This is a genomic window from Oligoflexus sp., from assembly GCF_035712445.1.
GTDB lineage: Bacteria > Bdellovibrionota_B > Oligoflexia > Oligoflexales > Oligoflexaceae > Oligoflexus.
Map to the genome: position 1 here is coordinate 1 of NZ_DASTAT010000103.1, position 14,079 is coordinate 14,079.

Genomic DNA, 14,079 nt, shown 5'->3' on the forward strand with positions numbered 1-14,079 from the left:
GACTGGGTGCTGTTAAGGCTGGAGCGAACTATGCCGCAAGCCTGCGCGCATCCGTGCAGGCCAAGGCCAAGGGCTGTTCCCAGGTCCTCTGGCTTGATACGCAGCATGAAGGCATCGAAGAAGTCGGAACGATGAATGTCTTTTTCGTCTTCAAGGATGAGATCGTGACCCCTGCCTTGAATGGAAGCATCCTGGCTGGCGGCATGCGGGATTCCGTATTGCAGATCCTCCGTTCGCACAAGAATTTCTCACGCCTCCGAATCAGCGAACGCCGCCTCACCATAACTGAAGTCCGGGAGCGTCACGCGAGGGGCGAGCTGCAGGAAATCTTCGGTACAGGCACGGCGGCGGTGATCTCGCCCGTGGGTGAGATTCGGAGTGAAGGCCAATCCCTGACGATCGGTGATGACATCGGTTCGGTGAGCAGCTGGCTTTTGAACACGATTCAGGGCATGCAGTGGGGATCGGTCCCGGACGACTTCGGCTGGATGCGCCGTCTCGAAGATCTCGCTTGATCCGCTTTTTTCATGTGCTGTAAGAGATGCCCCATTCGGTTTTCACAGGCTCGAAGGGGGTCTGGAACGTCAACGATCTGTCCTGGGCAACGAGCTTCAGCTGCAGGGCTGCGCAATCGGACCAAAGGCTTTCCGCAGCGGCGAATTTATCCGTGAAAGGGTGCTGACCCTCGCAGACCACGCGCCAGTGCAGTTGGTCCTGATCCCGCGCGACATGAAGAGAAGCCTTGGTGCAGGCGTAAAGTTTCAACGTGCGACTGATGATATTCGCGATATTGCCGAGACTGCAAAGTGTCGGCGGGGGCGCGACTGTCGTCTGAATTTCACAGCCGTGATCCAGATCGGAAAGATGCGTTTCCAGTGTTGCCTTCAGCGCTTCGCCGGTCAGGAGCGCCCCTTGATAGCTTGTGCGATTGCGCAGGCCCAATCCATAATATTCCTTGGAAAGCGAGGCGGCATCCTGAAGGATCAGCGTGCATATCGTTCCAAAATAGCTGTAGATGATCGCGTCCGGCGAGTCGTCCAGGGAAAAGAGATCGCCCGTCACGCCATTCATAAAGAGAAATCCGATGTTATGCTCATGGCCGAAGAGCGGCAGGCAAAAACCTGACTCCAGACCCATCGCATGAATGCGTCCTATGGATCTTTGCGTCGGCACGCCCCTTATACGATAGCTCTCGACAACTCTCTCGGCACTTCCAAATGTCCGAACATCCGTCATTCCCAGTCTGAATAAAGAACCATTGGCATCCACATAGCATGAATAACCAACTTCCATCGTGTTGGGGCTCTGGCCCTTGTGTTCGACACTGATCGCAAAAAGTTGATTCGCAAGGCCCTGGCGCAGGACAAGACAGATGCGAGCCAGGGCTGCGAAGCGGGGGTGTTGGGTGAAAATACTGAAGGCCGTGCGCGCAAAATCCTTGATTTCCCCGCGTTTGCGGAGAAGGAGCAGTTCGCCAAGACGCCCCAATATCCGGGAATCGTCGGTATCAAAGGTGAGCCGGGGGCTTTGCATAATGGACTTCAAATGCAGGACCTGGTCTTTATGCATGGTGCCTCGCTGGGTCGTTGCGCTTGCGAATTATTTCTCAGGAATAATCCTAGGGAAAAACCCAGGCGGAAGCACCAATAATTTTTGTATCGCGGCTCGGCGAGGTTCCAGGCGAGGCCTTCATCGGCCGGCTGGACTAGCTTTCTTCAAGCCCGGCGATCGTGCGATTCAATTCATCCAGCATCGCCTTCAGCCGCGCGATCTCGTCAGGCCGCCCCTGATCCCCACCGAGCATGCAGAGGAGAGTCCTTGGGATATCCTGCGCCTTGTCTTTCAGCTTCTGGCCCCTTTTGCTGAGGGCTATGATTTTCTTGCGGCTGTCCTGCGAGTCACTGGTCACCTGAATATGCCCTTTGCCCTGAAGGCTCTTCACCAAAGTACTTAAAAAACCCTTGTCCATGGACGTCGCAGTCGCAAGCTGCCCCATGGTCACATGATCCTGCTCCCAAAGGCTCAGCATAAGAATGTATTGGGGATAGGTGAGGCCCAAGGGGCTAAGCAGCGGTTTATACAGGCGCATCATGCCATTCGAGGCCAGGTACAGCCGATAGCAAATTTGATTCTGAAGTTTAAGAAACTCATCGCTCATGCTGCCGAATTTACTTTGCATACAAAACGAAAGCAAGATATAAGAAGCCTTCAATAGTTTGTATGCAAAGTATTGAGTCTCTAGCATCCGCAATGGAGGTCACACGCAATGGAAGTTCGAGTGAGTTTGACTCAGAAAGTCTTCAAGATTCTTTTGGGGTTATTTCTATTTATGGCTGGTGTCGCCCACCTGACCTGGCGTCGGACGGAATTTCTGGCCCAGGTACCACCCTGGTTACCGCTGGACGCCGACCTTGTCGTTCTGCTATCGGGTTGGGTTGAAATCAGCCTTGGGCTTGGGCTTCTCTTCCTTCAGAGGACCCGGGGCGCTGTGATTGGGGTCGTAACGGGTCTGTTCTTTATCGCGATTTTTCCCGGGAACATCTCGCAGTATGTGAATGGCATCAGTGCCTTTCGCCTCGATACCGACCGCGCGCGTTTGATTCGGCTTTTCTTCCAGCCTGTTCTTGTCGCCTGGGCGCTGTGGTCGACCGGAGGCTGGACCTGGCTGAAGCAGAAGGCCAAGGCTCGTTCCGCTTAAGGACACTGGAAGATTTTCCTGGAGGCAAGCCCTATGATCCTGACCCTTCTCTTCAGTGTTTTGCTGTGTGCCGGCCTTGCGCTTTTTTTTGCCTGGTGCCGCATTCAGCGTGAGCTGCAGAGAAAGGTCGTGCAAAGCCAGGCCTGCTTTGATGATCTGATGCAGGGGCAGTCGATCGCGTCTCACAGCCGCGTTGAGTTCGTGGCACCTCCGGGGCATGTCCGTCAGCTGCTGCTCGGCTGTTTTCAGCAGAATCCCTTTCCTCGCTACCGCGCGCTTTTAACTGTTGTCAGGCTTATGGGAGTGATCAAACTCTTCAAGCGCGAGACCGTGCTTCAAACACCGGCCGCGGCTGCTGTGCTGACCGCATCTGGTGTCATGGCCACCGAAATCGGCCACCTGCGTCAGCAAAAGCCGGGGCCGGATCAAATCGTTCGTGGGAATGTGGTGCTGGCTGGGCTGCAGGCGCTGCGGCTCTATTTTGCGTCCAGCTTCGAGCCTGCCTTTTCTTTGCAGCGCTTTCGCTCCTGCCTCGAAGTGAACAATGCCTTCAATGGGTCACGCCAGAAATATAAGACCCGCGATGGGCGCTTTTTTTCCTTTCATTGCTATTATCCTGAACAAAAAAGAAAAATAGTGGGCGCTCTGCGTCTGCCTCAATCGCACGATCAATTCACCATGCAGTCGGTGAAAGAGGATCGCAGGCTGATTGAAAAAACAGTTGCGAGGCATGATGCGGCTGATCTTGAAGAACTCAGCTTTGCCAGTGGCGCCTGCGCATCCATACTAAGAACAAGGGCCGAGTGGGAAGCCTCGCCCGTCGGCAAAGCGGTCGGAAAAATGCCCTTGATCAAGATGGAAGCCCGCGCGCATTCCCAGCCGCCGAAAAAGTTTTCAGCTCCTGCCCCCGGCCAGGGTCCTTTGGCTGGAATCAAGGTGCTCGACCTCACGCACATTATCGCCGGTCCCGCGTGCACCCGTCTTTTAGCGGAATACGGTGCGGATGTGCTTTTGATCCGGCGCGGTCAGCTGCGCGATCAGGTCCAGTCGTTTCTGGAGCTGGATGGATGGGCGGGAAAGCGGGTTTGCCACCTCGATTTGAATCACGAGGATGAGCGCGCTTACCTCCGCACCCTGATTCGCGAAGCGGATATAGTCATCTGTTCCTATCAGCAGGGCGCGCTGGAACGCTTCGGTTTGACGGAAGCGGCCATGTTTCAGTTGAATCCGCGGCTCATACTTGGATCTCTATACTGCTTCAGCGACACTGTTTGGCGAAGCCGTCCCGGTTGGGCGCCTTTGGCCGAAGATATTACGGGCCTGAGCCTTCGCAATGGATCGGCCGCGAAACCGCGGAATCTGAATGGAGTGCCGCTCGATTATATTCCCGGTTTTGTCCTGACACTCGGGATCCTCCAGGCCCTTTATAAAACGATGACCGAAGGATCGGGCTATGTCGTGGACGTTTCGCTGACCCGTGTCGCCATGTGGCTCCATGCATGCAGCGATCGTTTTGCGGAACTTTCCGTTCCTCAATCTTTATCTGGGACAAGGAATCAGACCGTTCCACCTTACCTGCACTTTGTCGCAGGAACAGCCCTTGGAAACCTGGCGTTTCCCGCGGGCGCTGTCGTCACACCCTTTGATGCAGACGCTGCCACCTCTCGTCCCTGTGTGGATGGACAGTGGGGTTGGCTTGAACCCGCAGCCGCGGACATCACCGATGAGGCTGCGATCCCGGTCCCTGCCGAAGCCCTGGCTTATATCCCTCGGCCTGCTTTGAACACAATTGGAACTGATGGGCATCCATGAGTCCCATTGATGACTGCGGGATCTTTGCAAAGTTTCTCGCGGACGCGTGCTTTTCTCTTTCGTTCTGGCGCAAAGACGGGTATCAAGCAGTCTCCAAAACCCTTACCTGATCTATGCTTCAAGAGTTTTAAGATTGGACGAGCTTATGCAAAGGTGGACAGCACGCATGAAGATGAAAACCATGAGAAAAGTTTCTGTGATCGGTCTGACCCTGATGGCCAAGATGCAGACGGTTCAGGCCGCAGGTTTCGCTGTGAAACAGCAAAGCGCCAGCAGCATGGGTACGGCCTTTGCCGCGGACGGCGTGGGACAGGACGATATCTCGACTCTCTTCACCAATCCGGCCCTTTTGGAAAAGGTGGAAGGCTCCGAGGTCGCAGCATCTCTCGTTTTCATGTCTCCTGTCCTGGAATTCAAGAATGGATCATCATCAACGGCAGCCGGCACACCTTACGCGAATCAAAGCAGCCTGAAAACCGAACAGTCGGATATCATGGAATCGAAGATCATGCCGACGTTCTATGCTGCGACGCGCCTTAATCAGGACTGGCACGTGGGTCTGAGCATGAATGCAGCCTGGGGCAGTGCCTCGAAGTATGCCTCGGATTGGGTTGGCCGCTATTATGCGACAGAAACTGAATTGACCGGCATCAACCTCGGTCTTTTGACCTCTTATCAAGTCCTGCCAGGTCTGACTCTGGGCGGCGGTGTTCAGCTTCAGCGGGCCAATGGCCTTCTGGCCCAGGCTGTGGATCTGGGGAGCGTGATCTATCGCGCGCAGCGTCTGGCGGGAGCTGCCGGTGATCCGACTCTGGTTGGCAACCGGGATATCATCGCCGAGTTCAAAGGCCAGGGCGATAGCGCAGGTTTTGTGCTTGGTCTGACTTATGATATCACTTCCGCGCTTGAGCTGGGCCTCAGTTACCGAAGCCCCGTGAAGCATAAGGTGGAAGGTGATATGACGTTCGCGGCGGAAAACGTGGCCTCGCAGCTGACCCTGACCCAGGTTGCCAGTCGTGAAGCGCAATTCCGTTCCGCGGATGCCTCGCTGAGCATGAGCACGCCGGCGATTTATGTGGCGGGATTAAGCTACCGCGCCCTTTCCCAGCTGACTGTATACGGGAATGCGACCTATACCGACTGGGATAGCATGGAAAAGCTGGAAATCAAGTACGGCGAAGGGCAGAGCACCAAAACTCTCCTGGGTTGGAAGGACTCCGTCTACGCAGCAGTCGGCGCCGATTATGCTTTTGTCGCGGGACAGAAACTGCGGGCCGGTTTTGCTTATGAAAGCGAGCCGATTGAAGACGGTCTGAGAAACCCACGGAGCCCGGGTTCGGATCGCACGGTCTATGCCCTTGGCTATGGCTATCAAAGCATGAGCGGATACTATTTTGATGCTGGATTTAACTATTACCAGTATAAGTCGGCGCCACTGGATCTGAAAGCCAGCGCTTATGCCGAAAATCAAATTCGCGGTAATTTGAGCGGTGAATACGAGCGGAATATCAAGCTTCTCATGCTGCAGACCGGCCGTAAGTTCTAAACTCCGGCTTCCCATCCCCGGCCCGCATTCAAATGCGTGAGTCATCCGTTGCCAGCGGGTTTTCTCCAGGAGAAGATTCCGCTGGTACGATGCCCGATTTTGCAAATCCTGCCAAAGATGTAAATAGACTCCTAAAGTGGTTCGTTTGAGCATCCACGCTCCGATTCCTAAAAGGAGACTTTATGAAATACATTCAACTAGGGATGTTTCTTCTCGCAACCTGCCTTGCGCCATGGGCCGAGGCCCGATCGCCGGCTCGTGATGCAGCGGCGGAGCAGGAACTGCGGGACATCGCGACCGAAGCCTACATCTATGTTTATCCGCTGGTGACCATGGATGTGACGCGCAAGGTCATGACCAATACGGCGACGGATGATGGGTTAGGACGTGGACCCATGAATAGCTTTCATCATATTCGGACCTTTCCATCCGCTGACATGAAAGATGTCGTGCGCCCCAACTTTGATACCCTTTATTCCGTGGCCTGGCTGGATCTGACTCAAGGCCCCCTGGTGATCGACACACCGGATACTCAGGGCCGTTATTATCTTCTGCCGATGATGGATATGTGGACGGACGTCTTTGCCGTTCCTGGCAAACGGACGACTGGGACAAAGGCGGCTCAGTATGTGGTCGTTCCTCAGGGATGGAAGGGGCAGCTGCCTGCAGGTGCAGAGAAAATCGAAGCGCCGACGCCCTATGTTTGGATCATTGGCCGGACCCAGACGAACGGAGTCCAGGACTTCGCGAATGTGAATGATGTGCAGAACGGTTTCACGGTCAGAGCTTTGGATTCCGCGGCCCAGGAGCCGACCTCCAACGTCGCCCCTGATCCCACTGTGGACATGGCGACTCCGCCGCTGGAACAGGTGAATCGGATGCCGGCTTTGGATTATTTCCGCTATGCGGCGGAACTCATGAAGCTGCATAAGCCACATATCACCGATCAGAGTCTGCTCTTCCGCTTGGAAAAATTGGGCCTCGTCCCTGGGCAGAGTTTGAAAGTTCAAAATGCCCTGATTCAGAAAGCCCTGGAAGCTGGTGCCGCCGATGGCCTGAAAAAAATCGAAAGCCAGGCGGGACGCCTCGGAGAGAGAGTCAATGGCTGGCAGATCGATCGCGGGACCATGGGGGTTTACGGCAATGATTATCTGAAGCGCGCCTATATCACCTTGGCAGGACTTGGGGCCAACCTTCCCGAGGATGCCGTCTATCCCCTGGCCTTTACCGATGCCTATAATGAGCCGCTGACCGGCGCAAAGAATTATGTGCTGCACTTCGACAAGGATGAGCTGCCACCGGTCGATGCCTTCTGGTCTGTGACCATGTATGATGTGCAAGGATTTCCGGTCCCTAATCCTCTGAATCGTTATGCGCTCGGTGATCGGGATCCCCTGAAGTATAACCCGGATGGTTCCCTTGATCTTTACATTCAGCATGAAAATCCGGGTCCCGATAAGGAATCCAACTGGCTGCCCGCACCGGAAGGAGGCATGGGTGTGACCATGCGGCTCTATGCACCGCGGGCCAGCGTGCTCGATGGGAGCTGGAATCCTCCCGCTATCCGCTGATCAGGATGCAGGGGCGGTGTGCTGCTCATTCGAAGTCAAGCGTCGTAACGCAAGCTCGGCAAGGTAGTAATCAAACACGAGCTGAATGTTTTCGACCTGAGTCCGGTAAAGAGTCCGGCTGGCTTCCAGCACATCCGCTCCGCTCCTGACGCCGCGTTCATACTCCTCGCTCGTCTGTTTCAGGTATTTTCGGGCTTTCTGAAGCTGCTCGTCAGAATCATGGATCAGATCATGCAGCACTTTCATATCATGAAGGTGCTCATGATAGACGGCCTCGATCTGTTGGGTGCTATGCTGTTTTTGAAGTTCGTAAGCCGAAGCTTCCAGTCTTTTCGCTGAGGCTTCGTTCTGAACGCTCAAGTTATCACCAAGGGGAATGCTGAGACGGATGCCGGCGGCAAAATCCCTTTTCGGCAAAGAACCGGGTTCCTCCTGCGTTCCCTGCAGAAATTCCTCATAGCTGGCAAAAAGGTTCACGTCCGGGGTCCATTGTGTGACGGAGGAACCGGCGATCATCTGGGCCTGCTCCGCCTGCAGGGAAAGTTTGCGAACGGCCGGATGAGTCCCGGCAGCCAGCTTATAGTCCCCTTCCTTGGGTTCGGGTGGATGGGCAAAGGCCCGGTCGAGGGAGATGTTCGCGTCCTCGGGCAACCCGAGGAGGATGCGGAGTTTGTTGCTCAGCTCGTGCTCCTCCTTGTCAAGATTGCGTTTTTCTCGTTTCAAGGCTGCTTCGTGAAGCTCGAATTCCAAAAGATCCGTATTGGTGGTCAGACCTGCGTTCACTTTAACGCGGGATGATTTTTTCTTGGCCGAAGCCACCTGGACAGCTTCGGTCCATGCGTTCTTAAGCTCCCGAACCGATGCAAGCTTCACAAAGATTTCACGGGCGAGGCCCAGTTGGTTTCTGAAAACCAGCTGAGCCTCTTCGCTGCGGATGGCTGTTTCTTTGTCCTGAAGCGTGTCTTTCAGGGCATCACGGTTCCCGCGATAAAGGTTGACGCTCCCTTCCACTTTGAAAAAGGGGGCGCTCTCTCCACTGCCGTCGACCTCACGCACACCGCGCAGGCCGGATTCAAGATCCAGCTTTGGGTATCGTGCGCGCGCCTGATAGCCTTGCCTTGCGGCCGATGCTTCTTTCAGAAACTCAGCCGCCTTCACTTCCTTGCTATTCTTTTGAACCCGTTGAGGCAGTTCATCGTACTTCACAAGCACAGTTTCGCGCGCCAGCAGGTTCGTTGGCAGGAGCAGGAGGGTGAGGAGTGATGCCCATGACTTCATTGAAGGATCCTTTTTAGTCGAGATTGTCGAAGGCGGACAGGAGTTCCTTGTCCTTCGCTTTGAAAACAAAATCAAGGTTGAAAGGCTTGCCGATGGGCGCAGGCATCTGACCGGAGAAAGCTTTGCCATCATAGGTGATGGTAAAGTCCTTGGACTGCCACTTGCCCTTTTTCTCCGTGGCCATCGTCACCTTCGCCGTCTTGTCCCAGGCGCTGGCATCGACGGGTTTCATCTCGGCGTCATAGACATAGACCTGAAGCTTGCCGTCCGGCGAGCGCACCAGCTCGGCCTTGTTCATAAGCTGCGCCTTGGGCCCAAGCTTTGCATCCTTTTTCGCGACGACCGCGGAAACCAGTCCACCGAATTTCCCCGTATCCGAGAGTTTGGGGCCATGGCCTTCATCATGAGCCAGGGCTGGGATGCTGGAGGCGAACGAGATAGCCAGGAGCAGTGCACTCAATTTCATAAAAGTTCTCCTTGATTCGCTTGAAAGCGAAGATATTGCTCAGAAGCCTTCTGACCGAAGAGGTAAAAGGCCGTCGGAGTCACGATCAGATCCAGGAAGGTCGAGGACACGAGTCCGCCGACGATCACCACCGCGACCGGGTGAAGAATTTCCTTGCCTGGCTCGCCGGCCGCGAGCAGCAGGGGAATGAGGGCCAGGGCGGCGGTCGATGCGGTCATGAGCACGGGCACCAGTCTTTCCAGGGTGCCGCGCAGGATCATGTCTTTGCCAAAGGTTTCGCCCTCTTCTTTCATGAGATGAAGGTAGTGGCTCACCATCAGGATTCCATTGCGTGAGGCAATGCCGCAGAGGGTAATAAAGGCGATCAGCGTGGCGACGGAGAGGACTCTTTCGGTCATATAGATGGCCAGAACGCTGCCGATCAGAGCCAGGGGAATGTTCAGCATCACCTGAATGCTCAGGATCCATGAACGGAAATGCAGGTAAAGAACGGTAAAGATTCCCAGAAGCGACAGAAGCCCTAGCACGAGTATCCTTTGCGAAGCCTGCTGCTGACTTTCAAACTGCCCGCCTAGCTTGATGAAATAGCCGGCAGGAAGCGTCAATTCACTGAGCTTTTTCTGTATATCCTGGACCGTTGTGCCCAAGTCCCGGCCCTGGGTGTTGGCGGAAACCACGATGCGCCTTTGCATGTCCTCGCGGTTGATCATGTTCGGACCGCTGCCCTGATAGATTCGCGAGACATCCGCAAGCGTCACGCCCTGGCCACTGGGAAGGACTTTAATGAGTGTCGAACCGATACTCTCGGGACTGGCCCGCGATTCATCATCCAAGCGCATGAAGATATCATGGATTCTCTGGCCTTCAATAAATTGTCCGGCGGATTCGCCATTCAAGGCGATTTCCAGATCTTCGGCCAGGGCTCCTGATTTGATGCCGACCTTTCCCGCCTCGTCCCGATCCACGGCGATCTTCAGTTGTGGTATCAGAACGAGGGGCTCGACCTGAAGATCAACGACGCCCGGGATTTTCTCCAAGAGACCATAAGTTTCGCCGGCGAGCCGCCGCAGCTCACTTAACTCCGGCCCGAAAATCTTCACCGCGATCTGGGCCCGCACACCGGACAGCAGATGATCCAGGCGATGGCCGATGGGTTGGCCGAGGTTTACATAGACGTCTCCCGTCGCTTCGATTTTCTCTCGTATTTCTTTTAATACGATCGGCCTGGGTCTTCCTCCTTCCTTGAAATCCACATCGATCTCGTGCCAATGGACGCCTTCGGCATGCTCATCCATCTCGGCCCGTCCCGTGCGCCTGACCGTGGACGCCACCTCGGGCACCGAGAGGATGGCTTCCTCGACTTTGATGCCGAGTTTATCCGAGGCCGCAAGAGAAATGCCAGGAGCGCCTGCGACGCCGATCGTGGCTGTGCCTTCGTTGAAATTGGGCAGAAAGTTGCGGCCCATTTTGGGTATCAGGCTCAAAGCGAAGACGAGTAGACCGATGGAGACTCCGAAGACCAACCAGGGTCTCGGCATAGTGAAGGTCACAATCCGACGCGCGATCTGCTTCAGCATGCGAACAAAGAATCCATCTTCGCCATGGGCAATAGCTTTGGACTGAGGCAGGAAATAGGAGCAGAGCACGGGAGTGATGGTCAAAGAAATTACCAAGGAAGCCAGGATGGAAATGATGTAGGCGATTCCCAGCGGAACGAAGAGCCGGCCTTCAATGCCGCCGAGGGCGAAGAGAGGCAGGAAAACGAGACAGACGATGACGGTCGAAATCACAATGGAATTTCGGACTTCGGATGAGGCGGCGTAGATGACCTGTAGGGGATTTTGAGGTGACGCCGAGAGTTTATTCTCGCGGAGCCTGCGGAAGACGTTCTCGACATCGACGATGGCGTCATCCACCAGTTCACCTATGGCGACGGCCAATCCACCCAGAGTCATGGTGTTGACGCCAAGTCCCACGAGATGGAATACGATCGCGGTCGTGATCAAGGATACGGGAATGGCCACCAGGGTGATCGCCGTGGTGCGGATATTCAGTAGAAAAAGGAAGAGAATGACGGCGACCATGATGATCCCATCCCTCAGGGCTTCTTTCACATTGTCGATGGCGGTTTCGATGAAGTGCGCCTGGCGGAAGAGGTTTTTCTCGATCCTGATGCCGTTGGGAATGGATGGGGTCAGCTCATCCAGCTTTTTGTCGATCTGGGCGGTCAAGTCAATGGTACTGGCATTGGGCTGTTTTTGAATCGTGAGGATAACGGAATGCTTGCCGTTGATGCTGCCCTCGCCGCGTTTCAATCGCGCGCCGAGCTTGACTTCGGCGACGTCTCGGATGAAAACCGGCTGGCCGAAGTGCATCCCCACGACCGAGTCTTTAATATCATCGAGCGAAGTCACGCGACCAAGAGGGCGAATCAGGAATTCCTTGTCGCCGATATCAAGAAAGCCTCCTGTGGTATTTTCGCTCACCTCGTGAAGCGCTTCCTTGAACTGCTCCAGCGAAATCCCCCGCTTTTGCAGTGCCTGGCTTGAAACCAGGATTTGATACTGTTTGACCTCGCCGCCCATAACGATGACCTGGCTGATCCCGGGGATGGTCATCAGCTGCGGACGCAGAGTCCAATCCGCATACGAGCGGAGGTCCATGGGTGAGCTGCTGCCATCTGCGGCTGTCACGCCCACGAACTGAATTTCGCCCATGATCGAGGTCACAGGCCCCATGACGGGGATGATGCCAGGTGGCAGACGACCTTGGAGAAGCTGCAGCCGTTCGGCAATGAGCTGACGGTTGTGAAAAATTTCCGTGCCCCAATCGAATTCCACATGAAGGATGGCAATGCCGATGCCGCTGGATGATCGGACCCTCAGAACGCCCGGCGCTCCGTTCAAAACCGATTCGATGGGCACGGTGACCAGCGACTCGACTTCTTCGGGGGCGAGGCCGTGAGCTTCCGCTAAAACGGCAACCGTGGGTCGATTCAGGTTGGGCAGGACGTCGACCGGCAGCTTTTGGGCCACCACCAATCCATAAGCACAGATAGCAAGGAGCAAACCCAGAATCGTCAGACGATGATTCAAGGAATAGCGAATAATAGCAGTGAGCATCAACTTCTCCGCAAGCCTGGGACGCAGCAAATGTTATACGTGCAGACGGATACTCCGTACAGCAGCGTGTCCTTGTCATAAAAATGAGAAGGTCCTGGCTTAGGCAATAGGAGGTCGCAGAAGGCTGGCTAAAAAGGGATCGCAGATGAGGGTCTTCACGTGCATCAAAGGCGGAGGTTGAAATATGGATTCCCGATGGAACACCAGGGCATGGGAAAGGGGCAGGGCGGGATGCGCGAAGAGTCCCCAAACGTCTCGACTATGGCTGTGATCCTGCTGATGCGCAGCACCCTTCTGGCTGTGATCCTGCTGAAGCGGCTCGGAATCGTGGTCGTGATCATGATCATGATGCGCGACGTGGATGACCGTTTTCACATATTTCAAACTGTGAAAAGGTAAAGTCAGGAGTAAAGCAATAATGTAGCCTAGGACGTTTTTCATGTCTCAACCGTGAGTGAACAACGGCTGTACGATACTAGCTTCACGAGCGGGACGCTATAAGTCATATTAACATGCGTAAGAACTTGTTAAGGAGGACCGATGGGAGAAGCGCCCTGGATGACAATTCGCAGAGCCACCACTGCCGATGCTCCCGGCATCGCCAGAGTTCATGTGGAAACCTGGCGTTCCACCTATCAGGGCCTGGTCCCTGATGACTATCTTGCTGGGCTTTCGATTCCGGCTCGACAGGAATTTTGGGACAAGCTGATCCGCCAGCAGCCCCCGCGGGAGCATCTCTTTGTTGCCGAGGATCCGTCAGGCAAGATCGTGGGCATGATTTCGGGAGGACGGAATCGCAGCGAGCTGCCTTACGACGGCGAGGTCAAGGCCATCTATGTCCTGAAAGAGAATCAGGGTCAGGCGCTCGGCAGACGTCTATTTCAGGCGTCCGTGAATCAACTCGCTGATGATGGTTTTCGAAGCTTCATGGTTTGGGTTCTGGAACAGAATCCTGCCTGTGGTTTTTACACGCACCAGGGCGGACGGGCAGTCGGCGAGGCGGATGAGAATATCGGGGGAAAAACGCTCAAAGAACTGGCCTTCGCCTGGGACGATCTGCAGCGTCTCACGACGGCAAAGCGGATTTACCATATCACGGATCAAGCCCTGTGGCGGAAAGCTCTGGGGCAAGGGATCTATGAACATCCGTCCCTTAAGCAGGAAGGTTTTATTCACGCTTCCGAGCGATCCCAATTGCTGGGAGTGGCGAATCGCTATTTTCAAAAAGTGAAGGATTTGCTTGTGCTGGAATTGGACGCATCTCGACTGCAAGCGCCACTTCGCTTCGAGAATACAACAGGCGGTACCGAACTCTTCCCGCATATCTATGGGCCTATCCATCCTGATGCCGTGCTGCTGGTCCATACCCTTGAGGCACTTTGCCCGGATCGAAACTGAAGATCATGCCACAGGACTCAAGCTTGAGGCGCTTCAAAAACTGTGGCAGATGGCGCAAAAATCTCTCCATTCCCTCTGTCTGAGTATACTCATCACGGACGAAGATCCATGATACGGGCTGCATTTGCCGTAAAAAACCGCCTTTGGTATGTCCATTGCTTTTCCATCCTAAATAAGCACTCACTTGC

Annotated in this window: 12 protein-coding genes; 7 read left to right on the top strand and 5 right to left on the bottom strand. The window is 55.0% G+C overall.

From position 1 onward, the window contains the following. Positions 1 to 515: aminotransferase class IV (locus VFO10_RS22775; protein WP_325144290.1), on the top strand; the 515-nt coding region annotated here is incomplete at its 5' end. Between the two features lie 10 nt (positions 516 to 525). Here the strand turns inward: VFO10_RS22775 and VFO10_RS22780 are convergent. Both VFO10_RS22780 and VFO10_RS22785 read right to left on the bottom strand, forming a co-directional pair. Then, on the bottom strand, positions 526 to 1,569 hold the full coding sequence (locus tag VFO10_RS22780) for a hypothetical protein (protein WP_325144291.1): 1,044 nt from the start codon (positions 1,567 to 1,569) through the stop codon (positions 526 to 528). A gap of 136 nt (positions 1,570 to 1,705) precedes the next feature. Continuing rightward, positions 1,706 to 2,194: a MarR family winged helix-turn-helix transcriptional regulator gene (locus VFO10_RS22785; protein ID WP_325144292.1), complete on the bottom strand. Its 489-nt coding sequence runs from the start codon at positions 2,192 to 2,194 to the stop codon at positions 1,706 to 1,708. Between the two features lie 72 nt (positions 2,195 to 2,266). Between VFO10_RS22785 and VFO10_RS22790 the strand changes: the two genes are divergently transcribed. From VFO10_RS22790 to VFO10_RS22805, 4 genes are all read left to right on the top strand, one after another. Then, positions 2,267 to 2,698, top strand: a complete 432-nt coding sequence (locus VFO10_RS22790) for a hypothetical protein (RefSeq protein WP_325144293.1) — start codon at positions 2,267 to 2,269, stop codon at positions 2,696 to 2,698. 33 nt (positions 2,699 to 2,731) lie between these two features. Beyond that, positions 2,732 to 4,510, top strand: coding sequence for a CoA transferase (locus tag VFO10_RS22795; protein ID WP_325144294.1), 1,779 nt, complete (start codon positions 2,732 to 2,734; stop codon positions 4,508 to 4,510). 181 nt (positions 4,511 to 4,691) lie between these two features. After that, positions 4,692 to 6,056: an OmpP1/FadL family transporter gene (locus VFO10_RS22800; RefSeq protein ID WP_325144295.1), complete on the top strand. Its 1,365-nt coding sequence runs from the start codon at positions 4,692 to 4,694 to the stop codon at positions 6,054 to 6,056. A 182-nt stretch (positions 6,057 to 6,238) separates the two neighbouring features. Continuing rightward, positions 6,239 to 7,627, top strand: coding sequence for a DUF1254 domain-containing protein (locus VFO10_RS22805; RefSeq protein ID WP_325144296.1), 1,389 nt, complete (start codon positions 6,239 to 6,241; stop codon positions 7,625 to 7,627). Here the strand turns inward: VFO10_RS22805 and VFO10_RS22810 are convergent, their stop codons facing one another. From VFO10_RS22810 to VFO10_RS22820, 3 genes are read right to left on the bottom strand one after another with little or no spacing between them, the layout of a single operon-like run. Next, complete coding sequence (locus VFO10_RS22810; RefSeq protein WP_325144297.1) at positions 7,628 to 8,905, bottom strand: TolC family protein; 1,278 nt, start codon at positions 8,903 to 8,905, stop codon at positions 7,628 to 7,630. 13 nt (positions 8,906 to 8,918) lie between these two features. Then, the gene (locus tag VFO10_RS22815; RefSeq protein WP_325144298.1) at positions 8,919 to 9,371 is read right to left on the bottom strand and encodes a hypothetical protein; all 453 of its coding nucleotides are present in this window, start codon (positions 9,369 to 9,371) and stop codon (positions 8,919 to 8,921) included. After that, positions 9,368 to 12,493 (bottom strand): efflux RND transporter permease subunit, encoded by a 3,126-nt coding sequence (locus VFO10_RS22820; RefSeq protein ID WP_325144299.1) that lies wholly within the window; start codon positions 12,491 to 12,493, stop codon positions 9,368 to 9,370. Before VFO10_RS22820 ends, VFO10_RS22815 begins: the two co-directional genes overlap by 4 nt. 231 nt (positions 12,494 to 12,724) lie before the next feature. Between VFO10_RS22820 and VFO10_RS22825 the strand changes: the two genes are divergently transcribed. Together VFO10_RS22825 and VFO10_RS22830 are read left to right on the top strand one after the other, a co-directional pair. Further along, positions 12,725 to 12,892, top strand: coding sequence for a hypothetical protein (locus tag VFO10_RS22825; protein ID WP_325144300.1), 168 nt, complete (start codon positions 12,725 to 12,727; stop codon positions 12,890 to 12,892). Positions 12,893 to 13,051: 159 nt separating this feature from the next. Then, a complete protein-coding gene (locus VFO10_RS22830; RefSeq protein WP_325144301.1) occupies positions 13,052 to 13,891 on the top strand; it encodes a GNAT family N-acetyltransferase in 840 nt (279 codons plus the stop codon). Positions 13,892 to 14,079: the final 188 nt, after the last annotated feature.

Bases quoted from the DNA above. Each gene is read 5' to 3' on its own strand.
- VFO10_RS22780 (WP_325144291.1), bottom strand. From the start codon at position 1,569: ATGCATAAAGACCAGGTCCTGCATTTGAAGTCCATTATGCAAAGCCCC.
- VFO10_RS22790 (WP_325144293.1), top strand. From the start codon at position 2,267: ATGGAAGTTCGAGTGAGTTTGACTCAGAAAGTCTTCAAGATTCTTTTG.
- VFO10_RS22795 (WP_325144294.1), top strand. From the start codon at position 2,732: ATGATCCTGACCCTTCTCTTCAGTGTTTTGCTGTGTGCCGGCCTTGCG.
- VFO10_RS22800 (WP_325144295.1), top strand. From the start codon at position 4,692: ATGAGAAAAGTTTCTGTGATCGGTCTGACCCTGATGGCCAAGATGCAG.
- VFO10_RS22805 (WP_325144296.1), top strand. From the start codon at position 6,239: ATGAAATACATTCAACTAGGGATGTTTCTTCTCGCAACCTGCCTTGCG.
- VFO10_RS22810 (WP_325144297.1), bottom strand. From the start codon at position 8,905: ATGAAGTCATGGGCATCACTCCTCACCCTCCTGCTCCTGCCAACGAAC.
- VFO10_RS22815 (WP_325144298.1), bottom strand. From the start codon at position 9,371: ATGAAATTGAGTGCACTGCTCCTGGCTATCTCGTTCGCCTCCAGCATC.
- VFO10_RS22820 (WP_325144299.1), bottom strand. From the start codon at position 12,493: ATGCTCACTGCTATTATTCGCTATTCCTTGAATCATCGTCTGACGATT.
- VFO10_RS22825 (WP_325144300.1), top strand. From the start codon at position 12,725: ATGCGCGAAGAGTCCCCAAACGTCTCGACTATGGCTGTGATCCTGCTG.
- VFO10_RS22830 (WP_325144301.1), top strand. From the start codon at position 13,052: ATGACAATTCGCAGAGCCACCACTGCCGATGCTCCCGGCATCGCCAGA.